Source organism: Marinobacter sp. M1C (genome assembly GCF_023314135.1).
Taxonomy (GTDB): Bacteria; Pseudomonadota; Gammaproteobacteria; order Pseudomonadales; family Oleiphilaceae; genus Marinobacter.
Genome location: NZ_CP092289.1, coordinates 1,333,713 through 1,348,160, shown reverse-complemented (window position 1 = coordinate 1,348,160; position 14,448 = coordinate 1,333,713). Strand labels below are relative to the sequence as shown.

Below are 14,448 nucleotides of genomic sequence, written 5' to 3'. Positions count from 1 at the left end.
TCTCATACTATTGGCTGGTTTCCAGTGACTCAGTAGCTAAATCAAGAGCGAGTCAAGAACTTCTAGTACACAAAAAAACGCTAACTCACTGGTATCATTAGCCGTTTTCTAGTCTTCATCTGGCAAGCACTCAAATTACAGCCTGAGAGTCAAAACCCAATCAAGAACTCAGGCCCACCAGGGAACATAACCAGCCCTGGGATGCTCCATATCTGCATCTCGTATTAAGCCCGCCCCCTTGGCTTTTTTGATGACCCCCGAAGCCTGGGCAGCGTTCCGGCTCTCAATGCCGAATCGTTCGCACAAACTGGCGTTCTTCATACGCTCTCCGGTCAGAAACTTTAGAACGGCATGATGATAACAGGCCCGTATTCTCTCTTCCGGGGTCATCTGGGCGAAATTTCTTGGCCCATAAAGCACCACCTGCATTGCGTTCCCTTCCTCACGGAACAAAGGAGGCGGCAACTGATACAGTTCCACCGCGGCAACCACTTTATCAAGGCCACTGCCTTGCTCTTCACACATCCCCATCCGGCGCATAAGCGCAGCCAATGCTTCGTTACGCGACCGAGGTGGCAAATCTATCATCCGATCTGCAGGCACCAGCGGCATTCCGGGGTTGGTTATTTCCATTCGATCCTGAAAGACTTCAATCTGAGGCCCCGCCCCGGTGATTGTCATATCTTGGTGAATCAGGGCATTGGCCGTCACTTCACGAACGGCAATGGTAGGGAAAAGTGGCTCTTCTGAACGCAAAGCAACATCAATATGCTCGTTTTTCGGCAGTATTCCGTTAATGAACTCAATCAACCCTTCAAAGCCAACGGCATAGCCCTTTTTACCCTCAACGCGGTGACTTACCTGCGCCGCACGGTTTCTACCAGCGTAAGCGATGAAACGAATAGATTTGCGCGCCAGGCGGCTCTCGAACTGAGTGAGGTCAAATGCAAAGAGAATCGCACCGAGATTGGTAATATTCCAACGATCGCCTACGTCTTTGCTTATGAGCCGCTCAGCTTCAAGCTTGTCAAAGATTCCAGCGCGATTATCCGGCAGCGGCTGCTTGGTGAGTTTGAAATAGCTGCTGTAATCCAACAGGTTCAGCACTTCGTCCCCGCTGACATATTGTCGGGCTACAGAATGCTCCCAAGTATAAGGGCGCAAACGCTCAATCAGTTGTTGGTACCGTTCCGGGTAGTCGGTCAGTTTTGGTGTAGCGCTGCCGATTCTTATGTAGGGAATGTTCTTAAAAGCAACCGGAGCAGCCGTGGTCGCAGGAATTTCAAGAATAACAACCCAGCCTTTGGGATGTTCAACGCGCCGAAACTGAAAAGGAACACTGGGTTGAAGTTGACGGGCCAACCAAAACGCCAATTCTTGCCCATTTGCTTTATGGCTATCCGGGGTGAAGTGAGTGCCGATAACGTCAAGAGAGCCATCATCGATACCCCATAGCATATATGCCATGTCTTTACCTACGAGTCGCGCAGCATTAGACAAAGCGGAGCAACGAACACCGAGAGTATCCGGATCAACGTTGTCCTTTTTGAATTCAAGCCAGTCTGCCTCGCTACCGTGGGAAAGCAACTCGTCGATAAGGTCAATGTCTCTTCGGGAGGTCATAAAGTGGTCACCCGTTCTTCCTTGATCACAGTCAGCTCCGACGAATCGTTAACCTCTAAACCGCCAGTCTCAATCATGCGACGGCCTCTTTTTGTTGCTTGTCTGGCATTTCCGAAGTCAAAGCCCCGGAGAAGGCTTTTTGGAGAAGGGATTGCTTGAGCTCGGCTAGTGCGAGGAGTTTGCGTTGATAAATAGACTCGAGGTGCTGGATCCCAAGTTTCAGCGCTTCAATAGCCGTAACAATTTCGTTCTGTTTCTCTATGCACGGAATGGGCACTAGAACATTTTTCAGCCCTTCTGAATTAATTTTTAAAGTCCCATGAGCTGCATTACTCAATATATTCTCAGAGGAATTGATTTTGTGGCGCAAGGCAAACACCAGGTATCGGGGCACTAAATCAGATTTCGGATGAACTCCTTTGATATCCTGGTTAAATGCACAGGCCACCATCAACTCGGCGACTTGCGCCCCATGCGCAAGCCCCATACCACGAACAAGAATCAGAAGTGAGCCTATTGGCGCAATTCGTGTCGATGATCCTGCGACAGCACTCACAGAAATATGCAACTGTGAATCGAATAACTGCGTTGATTTCATGTCACGCCCAGAAACCCACGGGATATCTCCACACCAGAATGTGTCATTTCTTTTCGAGGGGGTTCCGCCACTACTGAATGTAGAAATATCGGATAATGGCTTTTGTGGATAATCCTGACTACTTCGACTAAAGACGCTGCTGAGGTAGCTCTCAAGCAACTCCTGAGCATTGGCAAGGTTCTTTTCAGTGTTAGCAATCGCCGCGTCGATGCCCTCGAAGGCTTCATCGAGGATGGCGACCATGCGCTTTTGTTCGGCAAGTGGCGGAAGTGGGATCAGGTGATTCTCGATAAATTCCTTCGAAACACGCTTGTGACCAACGGCGCCGGACATTACTCGCTGGCCAGCATCCCGAAAACCGTCTTGTGATAGGTAATAAAAAAGAAACTCGGACGCGAGCTCGCCACTCGGGCGAAAAACTATAAACTCGCTCGAACCGAAGCCAACTCCATTCACAAGGCCACGGGCGATGCCCAACTTACCGTTTTCAAAACATGGCGTTATCTTAGCCAACAGCACGTCATCATCAGCAAAATAGGTATAACTTCCAGAGACCTTTCCGAACGGTTTTTCCTCCATCGAAGAGAAAAACTTCTCCCTGATCCCCAGATCGCTCATAGGCACAAATGAGACCAAATCAGATTGATGCAAGCGCTGCCTCGCCTCACTTTTCGGCGGCTTAATCAAACACGCCTTGCTAAGTGGGACGTAATTCCAGTCTTGCCTCATAACATCCCCCGAATCCCTTCCAGTATCTCTTCACTTTCCTTATCCAACGTCTCAATCTCATTGATGATCACTTCCGGATCGCGCAGTGGCGCTTCAACAGCCTTGTTCGAGTTCTTCACCGACAGGTCAAAGTTCTCTGGGTCCACATCGTCGATGCTGACACTCCAGGAATTATCGGAGTCTTCAAAGTTCGCCTGCCGTGTGACAAAGTCTTTCAGGTCATCATCATTCAGCGGGTTGGTTTTACCCATGCTGCGGCCAGGATTAAGCTGGTAATACCAGATATCCCGTGTCGGTGAACCTTTTTCAAAGAACAGCACTACGGTTTTAACGCCTGCCCCAAGAAACGTGCCGCCGGGGCAGTCAAGAACGGTATGCAGGTTGCAGTTTTCCAGCAGTTCTTTACGCAAAGCCTTTGATGCGTTATCCGAGTTGGATAAAAAGGTGTTCTTGATCACCACCGCCGCCCGGCCACCGGCACGTAGATATTTGATGAAATGCTGCATAAACAAAAAAGCGGTTTCACCGGTTTTGATGGAAAAATTCTGTTGGATCTCCTTGCGCTCTTTGCCGCCGAATGGCGGGTTGGCAAGGATGACATCAAAGCGATCCTTTTCCTGAATATCGTTCAGGTTTTCAGTGAGGCTGTTGGTGCGCACAAAATTGGGCGCTTCGATGCCGTGCAGAATCATGTTCATGATCCCGATCACGTAAGGCAGGCTCTTTTTCTCTTTGGCGTAAAAGGTTCGGGTTTGGAGCGTTTGCAGATCGGCAGTGGACATTTGTCTGTTATCACCCTGCCCGTCGGTGCCATAACGCATGTAGTCGTGCGCTTCGCACAGGAAGCCGGCTGAACCCGCAGCTGGGTCGTAGATGCGCTCACCGATGACCGGGTCAATTATCTGAATCATGGCGCGAATCAGTGGCCGTGGCGTGTAGTATTCGCCACCGTTACGCCCGGCATTGCCCATGTTCTTGATCTTGGTTTCGTAAAGGTGCGACAACTCGTGCTTTTCATCCTGCGAACCAAAGCTGAGTTCGTCGATCAGCTCAAGCGCGTCCCGCAAGCTATAACCGCTGGCGAATTTATTACGAATTTCGCCAAAGATTTCCCCGATTTTATACTCAATGGTATCGGTGTTCGCTGCACGCTCTTTGAAGCCGTGCAGGTAGGGAAACAGATCAAAGCTGACAAACTTAATCAGATCGTCGCCGGTCAGAGCGTTGTCGTGGTCAAAGTTGCCGCTAACCTTCTTGGGCGCGGCCCAGCATGACCAGCGGTGGGCTTCATCAATTATAAACTCGTAAGACTGCCCACGTAGCTCCGCCCCTTGCGAACGTTCAAACTCCAGATCGTCCAGATATTTGAGGAATAACATCCACGAGGTCTGCTCGGTATAATCAAGCTCGGTGGCACAGCCGGCCTCTTTCCAGAGGACGTTATCGATGTTTCTGAAGGTCTGTTCGAACATTGAGTTTCCAGATTTTGATTCTATTAAACTGTTGTGCAGAGTCACTGCGCTCATTAGTTTGGCCATAGCTTACGGTTTTTTTTCCGGGAGTATTAGACCAACAAGGTTTTAAGCTCGCAGGCTTAACCGCAACGGGCTAAAAAGGCGGGCAACCTGTTTCTTCTAGTGAAACGAATTCTGCTTGATCTATACCCATCTTCCAAGGCTTTGGTTAATTTCAAAGACACGCCTGCAAATCCTACACTGGGTACGCCCCAGCCCATCTCACTGCACAAACCCCATAGCCTGCCCAATCACCCCATCCGTTTGCTGACTCTGCTCTGAGGCGTTCAGGCGCACCGTGAACTCTTTGATTTCAAGTTCCCTGAGTACTGGTTGAACCTGTGGATGCTCAGCGCATCGGCATCTTCTGGCGGTTTAATGCCCAGAAACGTCAGGCTTTGTTCGGTATTGAAAAGGCTTAGGGTATGTTCGTATCCCGAGGTGAGGTAAAGCCGACAGAGATAGATCTGTAGCAGCTTCAGATCGTCATTAGACGCAGTAATGTCTTGGTCCATCTCGCGGGCTTCGTTGATAAGCTCGTTCGTAAGCGCCGCTAAATCGACCCTCTTGCACTTAGTCGAACGGAGTCACTTTTTTGGAGCCTGCTCCAGCTCCGCATTCCACGGTAGTAGCTGTTCAAGTTTTTCTAGTGTCTGTGCGTCAGCAATGCGTTCCAGCACATACTGGATATAAGCTGAGGGTTCCAAGCCGTTAGCTTTTGCGGTCTCGATTAGCGAGTAACAGGTAGCACTGGCACGAGCGCCCCGCGAGGTATCTGAGAACAGCCAGGCCTTGCGGTTATGGAAACGTGACCATAACCGCAATTATCCGTGGTTCTCGATTATGGAAGGTTGCGCCTAGAGACATGGACGATATGCCAGAATGGATGCTGTTTTGTTCGATAATAACCAAACAAAACAACATCTATCCTATATCTCCTTACGGTTTAATGTCCCTGTTAACCATGCATAATCACAAGCTCTGTAAGAACCGCAGGACGCTATCCGATGGCCGGTATCGTAATGGGGCGAGGGGAAGCGCTTGCAGGCTCTTTAACGCTCGTTCTTTCATCGCAAGATCAGCTTCGATGTACTGATGAGTGGTGGATAGATTTTCATGACCGAGCCACAGCGCAATGACGGTTATATCAACCCCAGCCTGCAACATATGCATGGCGATGGAATGCCGAATCAGGTGCGGAAATACCCGTCGCTTTGCTAGTTCAGGATATTGTCTGGCGGCGCATTTAACCGCTAGTTTCAATCGCTCGGTCAAGCCAATGCGTGTCAAATGGCCGCCGGATCTATTCGGAAAAAGCGGTTGCTCGAAGGAGCGTGGGGATTCTCGCAGCCAGCGTTTGAGCTGTGCGGCCGTATTTGGCCACAATGGCACCGCGCGCTCTTTGCGTCCCTTGCCGCGGATGTGAATGGAGGAAGCACTGGGGTCAAGAACCAGATCACCCACCAGCATCCCAGTCAGCTCGGATACACGGGCTCCGGTATTGTAGAGCGTGGCGAACATTACTCGATCACGTTGTCCCGTCCAGGTGTTTTGATCCGGTGCCGCGATAATGGCTTGCATATGCTCGCGTGAGAGGAATCCGACCAACGGGTGCTCGAAGCGCTTCATCGGGATTGCCAGCACTGATTGCGCAATGGCAAGAGCTGAAGGTTCTTGGTAAGCAACGTACGCCATGAAGGACCGGATCGCGGCGAAGCGTGCGTTACGGCTACGAACACAGTTATGGCGCTCCACCTCGAGGTACTGGAGAAAATCCAAAATAAGACCCGCGTTCAAATCATCAAGCACCAGGTCGCTGGGTTGTTTCCCTAGCCGCCGATGGGCGAATTCAAGTAGTAATCGGAAGCTGTCACGATAGGCCGCAACGGTACACGGGCTTGCCTGCTGTTGCTGCATCAGCCGCTGTACGAAAAACCGCTGTAATAGACATGGAAAACTTAACGGTGCTGGCGCGCTCATAATAGCTCTCCCTGGTAAAGTTCGGGACGCAAGGCCGCCTTGGCCAGCAACTCGGGTGTCGCCGTCAGGTACCAGTAGGTATCGGTGATCTTAGCGTGTCCGAGGTAGGTAGATAACGCTAGAATGTGGTGTTCGATATCGATGTTTTGCGCATACCAGCGCTCAAGGTTATGGCAGACAAACGAGTGCCGAAGGTCATGGATGCGTGGCGCAGGATGATCACCACGAGAACGCCACTTCAATTGTTGTCGTAATAACTTGAAGGCATATTCCACACTAGAGATCGACGCGGACCGGCCATAATCAAATACAAAGAACGCCTTGGTATTGGCGGCGAGAGGATGGTTATCGCGCAGACGTTCGTAATCTTGCAACGCGTTTGTCGTGGTGGAATGCAATGGCACCCAGCGTGACTTACCGAACTTGGCATTCCGGATATGCAGCAATCCGTGCTCGAGATCTACATCCGGGCGCTGTAACCCGGTAGCTTCAGAGATCCGCAAACCTGTTGAGGCGATAAGTCCGAAGATCGTGGCGCAACTGGCACCCCGTAAACCACCCGACGGGGGCAGAGAGGCGCAGGCTTCCAACAACGCGCAGATTTCGGCGTCCGTATAAATATGCGGTGTCAGCCGACGATGAGCACGCCCGAAGAGCCCACGGGGTGGAATCTCGGTCGCAGGATTAAACTGTAGGCAGTATCGAGCAAAGGGACGCAACACTTCGATACGCCGGGCGGCAGTGATCCGTTTGTGCTGGCGTGAAGCGCAGGCCCACTGCTCAGACAGCTTAATTGTCAGTGGACCCTGATGGCCGATGCGTTCGGAAAAGCGCGCGAAACGCTCTAGCTGCTCACCCTCAATCTTCAGTAAAAACCCTGCCTGCCGCCGGTAATTCAGGTATGCCTCTACCGTGGGGGCAAATGTTTCTGGCGTGTTCATGACTTCCTCCCAGGCCACGGCAGGGCCACCTGTGCTAGCGCCTGAATATCGACTTTGGCGTAGATTGTCGTGGTGTCGAGGCTGCGATGGCGCAACAGGTCGGCGATTTCTTTGAATCTGGCGCCGCTGTGCACCAGTCGACCGGCCAGTGTGTGCCGCAAGATGTGCGTGCCTCGAATGCGGTGTCCAAGACCGCAGCGTTGCGCTGCATTACGTATGGCATTGCGTATGATATCCGGATCGGCCGGGGCGTTGAGTGGTGGGCGATGTCGAACAAACAGCTCACGGCGAGTCGTTTGTGGCCGACCATCCTGCAAATATTGTGCGATCGCTCGGCCGGTTGCGTCTGGTAGCGGGAGGATATCGATGCGCCTACCTTTACCGTGGATATAAAGCGTTCCTGCTCGCCAATCCACATCGTCAAGCTGCAGGCGAGCCACTTCCGTTCGACGCAAGCCCAGATCGAGAAGGCAACGGGCTATCGCATAATCGCGCTTGCCCGTTGCATGGCGGCGATCAAAGGCATTGAGAAATTGCTCCACCTCCTTGGTGGAGAGTACCTGCGGTAATCCAGAAAGACGCCATTGTGCGACTTGAGGAAGGCTGGCAATCAACGCTGCCGTCTGCTCTCCTTGACTTGCTCTGAAGGCAAAGTAAGTTTTTAGCGACGAAGTGGCTGTACTAATCGACGCGGGTGCCCATGCTGCTGTGTAGTGGGCGAAGAAGCGGATCACATCCGCCGGCCCAAGTAAGCTCAGTTGCACTGGCCCAGCGCCAAAACTATCGATGAGAAAATCGCGCAGATGGCGTGCCCGGGCCAAACGGGTGGTCGGAGCCAGACCTCTCACATCGGCAAGATGCTGTTCGAAATCCTCTAGTTGCGCTGCGATAGGAGCAGGAACTACAGATATTTTTGGTCTGCATTGACCATTGCTTCTGAGCATCTTAAGTAAATGCCCGAGTGCGGCGCGGACTTCCTTACGCGCACGTCGGCACCGAGTTGCGCATCGACACACCAGCAGGTGTTCGTCAATGAAGCGTTTAACTAACGCTTCGCCCATGTCTGAGAGATGGACATCTTGTCCTCTGGACCAGTGAGCAAAATGCGCGACACTTCTGGAATATCCCTCGATGGTGCCAGAAGCATAACCGCGCTCGGCAAGGTATTTAACGTAAGGATCCTCACTGGAACCAAGTACTGTACCGGCGAACCACTCACTCGTTCTCTGTACATGCTTCGAATATGCAGAATCAAGCATGGCAACTCTCCTTCGTGATGGTAGAGAGCTACAAAGAAAGCACCGAGAATTATGTATGGCAAGTCAGCGCAGTGAGCCGTTTATAGCGCTGAAAAATAGCGACTTGGTGGGATTTGTCTTAGGCAACCTTCCATAATCGAGAACCACGGATAATTGCGACCAATTGCGAACGGGCGGATGGCGTTCTCAGCCAGTATATTGCTGATCTGCAGATCGCCTCGATCGCAGTATCCCACCAACCAGGTCCACTGGTTCAGTGTGTACTCCATGGCCTTGCGGGTCAGCGAGCCTTTCAGCACTTTGTGAACGTTGGCCTCCAACCAGGTTTTGAGCGCGTCCAGCTGCGGCAGGCTTTTGGCCTGACGGATGCGATGGCGCTCGGCATCACTTAACTCTTTGATCTGGCGTTCGATCGCATAGAGCTTGTTGATATGGCTCAGCGCCACATCGGCTTTGGCGACAATGCCTTTCTTGGCTTTGCCTTTTCCCTGTGCCGCTTTGGACGCTTCGACGAACTTACGGCGGGCATGATCCCAGCAACCGATCCGAGTGATTGCGTTGGCACGGCACACCTGCCCATAGCCGGAGTAACCATCTGCTTGCAGGATGCCTTGGAAGTCGTCGAGCAGGCGCACAGGAACGCTGCCGGCACGGGACGGATCGTAGTCGAACAACACTGATGGCTGATCCGGCGGGCCGCCGCGGGTGACCCACATCCATTTGTCGGACTGGGCGGTTTTGCCGTCCTCTTTCAACACCTGTATCCGGGTTTCATCAGCTTGCAGGTAGTCACTGCTGTTTTGAACCTCCCGCATCAGGTGGATCAGGGGTTTGAGCACGTCTTCCAGCCGGATGACCCAATGGGCCATGTTGGTACGGCTGACCTCATGTCCCAGGCGCTTGAGCATTTTTTCCAAGCGATACAGTGGCAGCCCATCGGCGTATTTGGAGGTAATGATGTACGCCAGCAGTGAGGTGGTGACGCTGCACTTGCCCAGCGGGTGAACCGGGCGCTGGGCGGCAAGGATGCGTTCCTGACCGTCTTGCTCGAACACGGCCTTTTCCTGCCAGTACTCCAGGACTTTCAGTTGGGCCGGGATAAACTGCAGCTCTTCCTTCACCTTGGTGAAGAACACTTTGCTTGCGCCGACCTTTTCTTCATCACTGAGGGTCAGCTCGATACGCTCACGCAGCAGAACATCGGAGAACCCGCGTTGACGGCGCTTGCGGGAAGCGCGAGGCGCGTCATCTTCCTCGACGTCGTCCGGCAGTTGATCGCGCAGGGCGTCGATTTCAGCTTCCAGTTCCGCTTCATCAAACAGGTGGAACTGATGGGCCAACTTTTCGCTGCTGGCTGCGAACTGCTGGATTCTCTTCAGACGCAGCAGTTCTTCAAGCAGCTGGATGCGGGTATGACAGCTCTGGATAACGCTTGCGTGCTGCTCAAGCACTTTATCTCGTTGTTCAAGAGCCTTATCGCGTTGCTGGAGTTCAATCTCTTTAGCCGCGAGTTTTTGCTGAAGTTCCTCGACAACAGCCGTCATTCCAGCGGTAGAGAGACCGCTGAAATCGGGTGTCGTCATAGGTGTTTCAGGCGTTGTTTTCATGCAGAAAGTATAGCAAAAACAACACCCTGAAGCACGATATTTGACTACCCAATGGCGTCATAATGCAGGGTATTATGGCCTTTCAACAAAGCAATATCATAGCCATCCAACAGCCAGTTAATTTGCTCGCCGGTCAGTGCCATCAGCTCATCCGATGGGCTCGGCCACTTGAACCGCTCCTCGGCCAGCGCCTTGTAATAGAGCACAAAACCGTTGTCCTCCCACATCAGGCACTTGATCTTGTTACGTTGCCGATTGGTGAAGGCGTAGAGCGCACCGGTAAAGGGGCTGCGCCCCAGTTCCTGTTCGACCAGCAGCGCCAGGCCGTTGGCCTGTTTGCGGAAGTCGATCGGTGCGCGATAGAGATAAATCTCCGGCATCTCCCGTGCTGGACGCAGATACCGCGTCTTCATCACAACTGCCTCAGGATCGCACCCAATACATCCACATTACCGACGTGGAGACCTGTGATCACGACACCACTGGGCAGCGTCAGGGTCAATTCCGGATGCGTGATAAGGGGCCGGGGCTCAATCGCCGTCACGCGGGTAAACCCTGCGCTACCCTGTTGCTGATTCAGATCGTCTTCCAGAAGCTTGCGTCGCCAGTAGGTAAACTGATGGTAGGTTATCGAGTGTTGCTTACAGTAGGCTGCGCCCGACAAACTAGATACTTGCCAATCGATGAGGCATTGCTGCCAGTATTGGTGACGGTCTTCAGTGGTCATCGCTGATTCCTCGTGGTTGTTACGATGGAATCAGTGTGGCGCGGTCAGGTTGGGCAAAACAGGTGCTGATTTATTGGCGCTTACGCTCGTTCCACAGCAGCATAGGCAGGCCTCCACAATTGTTAAACGTACTGTAGCGCCTAGCTACGACAAGCCATGTCGCCACAGCGCCACAAACGTAAATAAGTAGTGATTTTTTACACTCCCTTGCTGGCGGGGTTACATGTCCAGCGGCTAATACCCATGGCTCGATACGCCGCCAATAGCCCGATGAAAGGGTTTTCCTGATAGAATTGGCGCTTGAAACAAGCCATTCGCGCCACGCATTCGGAATCCGTAAAACGGTCAGAATTGAGTATTTAATGATTACCAACGCACCTTCAGAAAACCGGACTAATCTCTCCGCAACGCCTGCAAACACCGGGCCTGAGCCATCCCGTCGCTTCTGCGTGGCCCCGATGATGGATTGTGCCCACACATAAAAATAATAAATATAATTCAGTTACTTATGAAATTATAATTTTGCTATTAGCACTGTAGGAGCACTGCTCGAAATTTTAGCCTCTTGAAAATCCAAATTCTTTAGGAGGCAGGGCCGCGCTGACCCCTGCCCCGCGCAACTTATCTGATAAACCGTTTCATCCCATCAAGCAGCTCTGTTAACAGCCGCCTATCCAGTTCTGCTGCGCTCTCGATGTAAAAAATGGTCACTTTGATTACGGCGATGATGAATGCTTTGCCCAACATAAAAACCCCTTAAATCAGGTAGTTCGGTTATGCGCTTCAGTAGCGCAACTCAATACTAACCACCCCAGATGCGAAAAATTTAAATCACGGTGAAATAGTACGAGAGTTTTTTCTGCTCGTTTTACACCCTTTTACATTTGACCTTGCTATCCTCGAAATTAAAGGCTCATGCATGGAGCTGCATCCACCATAAATTTAAGGGACTAAATCATGGACAATTCCGAGCAAGCCAAGTACCCAGCGTTACGAATCATTGCAGCTTGGTACAAGGTTTTTGGCTATTTGGTTGGAGGGATACTTGTAATATACGGCGTTATTTTGAGTTTTGGCGATGGGTCGACATCTGTTGGAATCGGCGTTCTTTTGGGTGGTCTCGCTTTCGTGGTTATTTCGGTGGCAACCGCAGAGATTATTCAGGTCTTTCTCGACACTGAAACGCACACAAGGAACAGCGCAGATTTGTTGGGTCAGCTTGTCGATTTGAATAAGAAGAATGCCCGGCCAGCGCCAGCGCCCGCAGAAATAATGAAGCGGCCGATGCCAGCTCGGAAAGCCAATGAAGCTCAAGCGCAATCTATTAAAAACCTGATTCATCACCTTCACAAAGACGGGCTTTCCGACGATGAAATCGTTCGGGAGCTGAAGGCGGAGAACATGCCGACGTTAGACGGCGCGACCAGCTGGAACGCCAGTGCGGTGACGCAGGTATTGTCGCCGAACTGAAGCCCACGTTCGTAAAAGGAACTGGAAGATGAAAAAATCCGGCATTCTGGTTGCCTCATTAATGATGCTTCCGGCAGCAAGTAGTGCAGCTGTTTACCAGTGTGATAAAGATGGCCAGGCAGTGTTTTCTGATGTCCCGTGTGGGCCGAATGCTCAGGAGTTAGACCACACGCCAGCACCAGCTTTGGGTGGACAGTTTGATACCCATTCGAACGCCTACTCTAGCACCCGGCCGCAACCTAAAACGCAAGCAAAAAAAGCAAATCCTTGCCCGCATATTGATTCAACAACTCTCCGACGTCTGAAAATTCAGAATAAGATTCGCAGGGGCATGCTTCCAGCTGATGTCCGCAAGTCTTGGGGCGCGCCCGGTAGCGTCAGGACAGGCGGTACGACGCAGTGGGCGTATCATTATTCCGGTGGCAGCTCTAATTACGTGTATTTCCGCGACGGCTGCGTTTCGGATTTTTCAAGCTACACCCGTAATTACTGATTTACACATACTGCGTTCTGCTCGGTAGGTTCGGCGCTTCACCTATGATCTGCTCGCCTTCTACCCACGCTTTCCCGCCGGCGGCCACAAGTCCGCCCTTGAGCCTCACAGTTTGCCCATCCCTTCGGGTTGCTAAGCTGGGCACTTACCACGGGTAACGGATGCGCCCGGCATTCCCTGTGCCGGACGCATTATTTTGCAGAGAGCTTCGTAAGAATTATTTTGAATTTTCGCCCCGCCGAAACAAAGTGCACAAACGACAGTGTAAGCAGGCCAGTTGCCACAGCAGCAACCAATCTCTGCCAGTCACCCGTAAGGAAGTGAGCCGTTAACGCCGTAACCGCCACCGCTAACCACAAGGTAGCCGTTAAAAGAATCTCTGACACTAAGCGATTATAATGTCCAGTTTTTCTAAGGTTCGCAATAAACGGCCTATCAGCAGTCGAAACAAGCAATGAAATGGCTGTCATCGTAAAACCTATGAGAGTTCCAGACAACGCCACCATCGTTGTAGCCGTTAACCGAGGGTCAGCGATAAACTGCAACCCCTTCCAAGCACCAAAACCAACAGCAGCAGGCAAAACAATATTACTTAATACGAACGCCAGGCTGCCCAATAACTTCATAAACTGTATCCCGCTCGCCTTCGAATGCAGAATTGAGTGCTGCATATATCGACTCCTTCATTGGATACTTACCTGCCATAGAGACATTCTGAACCGACAGAATACGATCGGCTATCAGGTCTATAGGGTGCTCAATTCCATTTTCTTCGACATTCACTTTAAGAGATCGCGCATACCCTGAGCGCATAAATGCTGTAGCTGCTTTCTTCATTCTATCAGCCAGTGCTCTTTTTTCCTTGTCGCCACTTCTACTATCAGACGTAATAGACAGCCCAACACTCGAACCACCTGCCGTTGAGAGCTGATCAAGAAGACCTTTGCTCCAATCATCATCTGGGTACATGTCAGGGTTAGTGGGCCGCGCAAAAGTCACTTTCAGAGCTGTTAAGTTAGCACCGGGTTTCATGAGTCTGTCAACCACATCTCGCTGCAGAACAGGGTCGAACGTGAGCGTTTCCCCAGCTATGTCACTAATGTACCGAGCCAGCTTAGCTGGGCGGCTTCCATGGCCGTTTTGCTCAAAGATCAAAAGCGAATCTGATAAACGAAAGTTGAAATGATTTTTTTCAATCAGGCCTTCGTCCTGCGTTAAATCTAGCTCTCTTTCCTTGCCGCCGGCCTGGCCCGCATGGGGAATCTGGTCTGAGCGAAACTTTGCAAACACTCCGCGAATTGTGTTGCCGTCCGCCAGTTGCTCTACATCCCGAATCTCGAACAAATACTTACCTTCGCTCCAAGCAGGACCGCTCGTGGTACCAACGTATTTTTTAAAGAAGCTACCAAGCTCGAAAACAGAATCTACGGCAACATTACTTACGAAAAATCCGATTGTTATCTTTTTCTGACCTTCAGGGAGCATCCATTACCTCACAGAAATTCAA

General features: G+C 51.5%; 12 protein-coding genes and 2 pseudogenes. 2 read left to right on the top strand and 12 right to left on the bottom strand.

What is annotated here, in order from left to right; genetic code table 11:
* Window positions 1-168: 168 nt before the first annotated feature.
* The 10 genes and pseudogenes from MIH19_RS06555 to MIH19_RS06510 form a co-directional block, all read right to left on the bottom strand.
* Complete coding sequence (locus MIH19_RS06555; RefSeq protein ID WP_249008098.1) at window positions 169-1,623, bottom strand: ATP-binding protein; 1,455 nt, start codon at window positions 1,621-1,623, stop codon at window positions 169-171.
* Between the two features lie 73 nt (window positions 1,624-1,696).
* On the bottom strand, window positions 1,697-2,950 hold the full coding sequence (locus MIH19_RS06550; protein ID WP_249018617.1) for a restriction endonuclease subunit S: 1,254 nt from the start codon (window positions 2,948-2,950) through the stop codon (window positions 1,697-1,699).
* On the bottom strand, window positions 2,947-4,422 hold the full coding sequence (locus tag MIH19_RS06545; RefSeq protein WP_249008096.1) for an N-6 DNA methylase: 1,476 nt from the start codon (window positions 4,420-4,422) through the stop codon (window positions 2,947-2,949). Before MIH19_RS06545 ends, MIH19_RS06550 begins: the two co-directional genes overlap by 4 nt.
* 629 nt (window positions 4,423-5,051) lie before the next feature.
* Window positions 5,052-5,261: pseudogene (locus MIH19_RS06540) on the bottom strand (transposase domain-containing protein); the annotation flags it as partial.
* A 175-nt stretch (window positions 5,262-5,436) separates the two neighbouring features.
* Complete coding sequence (locus MIH19_RS06535; protein WP_249005996.1) at window positions 5,437-6,444, bottom strand: tyrosine-type recombinase/integrase; 1,008 nt, start codon at window positions 6,442-6,444, stop codon at window positions 5,437-5,439.
* Window positions 6,441-7,385: a tyrosine-type recombinase/integrase gene (locus MIH19_RS06530; RefSeq protein WP_249005995.1), complete on the bottom strand. Its 945-nt coding sequence runs from the start codon at window positions 7,383-7,385 to the stop codon at window positions 6,441-6,443. Before MIH19_RS06530 ends, MIH19_RS06535 begins: the two co-directional genes overlap by 4 nt.
* On the bottom strand, window positions 7,382-8,644 hold the full coding sequence (locus MIH19_RS06525; RefSeq protein WP_249005994.1) for a site-specific integrase: 1,263 nt from the start codon (window positions 8,642-8,644) through the stop codon (window positions 7,382-7,384). Before MIH19_RS06525 ends, MIH19_RS06530 begins: the two co-directional genes overlap by 4 nt.
* Window positions 8,645-8,799: 155 nt before the next feature.
* Window positions 8,800-10,251 (bottom strand): annotated as a pseudogene (locus tag MIH19_RS06520) (IS66 family transposase); the annotation flags it as partial.
* Window positions 10,252-10,295: 44 nt separating this feature from the next.
* Entirely contained in the window at window positions 10,296-10,664 is a 369-nt protein-coding gene (gene tnpB, locus MIH19_RS06515; protein ID WP_249008095.1) for an IS66 family insertion sequence element accessory protein TnpB, read from the bottom strand.
* Window positions 10,664-10,978, bottom strand: coding sequence for an IS66 family insertion sequence element accessory protein TnpB (locus MIH19_RS06510; protein WP_249008094.1), 315 nt, complete (start codon window positions 10,976-10,978; stop codon window positions 10,664-10,666). Before MIH19_RS06510 ends, tnpB begins: the two co-directional genes overlap by 1 nt.
* A 957-nt stretch (window positions 10,979-11,935) precedes the next feature.
* Between MIH19_RS06510 and MIH19_RS06505 the strand changes: the two genes are divergently transcribed.
* Both MIH19_RS06505 and MIH19_RS06500 read left to right on the top strand, forming a co-directional pair.
* Window positions 11,936-12,448, top strand: coding sequence for a hypothetical protein (locus MIH19_RS06505; RefSeq protein WP_249008093.1), 513 nt, complete (start codon window positions 11,936-11,938; stop codon window positions 12,446-12,448).
* Between the two features lie 28 nt (window positions 12,449-12,476).
* The gene (locus tag MIH19_RS06500; protein WP_249008092.1) at window positions 12,477-12,941 is read left to right on the top strand and encodes a DUF4124 domain-containing protein; all 465 of its coding nucleotides are present in this window, start codon (window positions 12,477-12,479) and stop codon (window positions 12,939-12,941) included.
* A gap of 191 nt (window positions 12,942-13,132) precedes the next feature.
* Here MIH19_RS06500 and MIH19_RS06495 read toward each other — a convergent pair whose 3' ends face one another.
* Together MIH19_RS06495 and MIH19_RS06490 are read right to left on the bottom strand one after the other, a co-directional pair.
* The gene (locus MIH19_RS06495; RefSeq protein WP_249008091.1) at window positions 13,133-13,567 is read right to left on the bottom strand and encodes a hypothetical protein; all 435 of its coding nucleotides are present in this window, start codon (window positions 13,565-13,567) and stop codon (window positions 13,133-13,135) included.
* Window positions 13,530-14,426, bottom strand: a complete 897-nt coding sequence (locus MIH19_RS06490) for a DUF6731 family protein (RefSeq protein ID WP_249008090.1) — start codon at window positions 14,424-14,426, stop codon at window positions 13,530-13,532. Before MIH19_RS06490 ends, MIH19_RS06495 begins: the two co-directional genes overlap by 38 nt.
* Window positions 14,427-14,448 lie beyond the last annotated feature (22 nt).

Coding starts and splice junctions, on each gene's coding strand:
- MIH19_RS06555 (WP_249008098.1), bottom strand. CDS start 1,623: ATGACCTCCCGAAGAGACATTGACCTTATCGACGAGTTGCTTTCCCAC.
- MIH19_RS06550 (WP_249018617.1), bottom strand. CDS start 2,950: ATGAGGCAAGACTGGAATTACGTCCCACTTAGCAAGGCGTGTTTGATT.
- MIH19_RS06545 (WP_249008096.1), bottom strand. CDS start 4,422: ATGTTCGAACAGACCTTCAGAAACATCGATAACGTCCTCTGGAAAGAG.
- MIH19_RS06535 (WP_249005996.1), bottom strand. CDS start 6,444: ATGAGCGCGCCAGCACCGTTAAGTTTTCCATGTCTATTACAGCGGTTT.
- MIH19_RS06530 (WP_249005995.1), bottom strand. CDS start 7,385: ATGAACACGCCAGAAACATTTGCCCCCACGGTAGAGGCATACCTGAAT.
- MIH19_RS06525 (WP_249005994.1), bottom strand. CDS start 8,644: ATGCTTGATTCTGCATATTCGAAGCATGTACAGAGAACGAGTGAGTGG.
- tnpB (WP_249008095.1), bottom strand. CDS start 10,664: ATGAAGACGCGGTATCTGCGTCCAGCACGGGAGATGCCGGAGATTTAT.
- MIH19_RS06510 (WP_249008094.1), bottom strand. CDS start 10,978: ATGACCACTGAAGACCGTCACCAATACTGGCAGCAATGCCTCATCGAT.
- MIH19_RS06505 (WP_249008093.1), top strand. CDS start 11,936: ATGGACAATTCCGAGCAAGCCAAGTACCCAGCGTTACGAATCATTGCA.
- MIH19_RS06500 (WP_249008092.1), top strand. CDS start 12,477: ATGAAAAAATCCGGCATTCTGGTTGCCTCATTAATGATGCTTCCGGCA.
- MIH19_RS06495 (WP_249008091.1), bottom strand. CDS start 13,567: ATGAAGTTATTGGGCAGCCTGGCGTTCGTATTAAGTAATATTGTTTTG.
- MIH19_RS06490 (WP_249008090.1), bottom strand. CDS start 14,426: ATGCTCCCTGAAGGTCAGAAAAAGATAACAATCGGATTTTTCGTAAGT.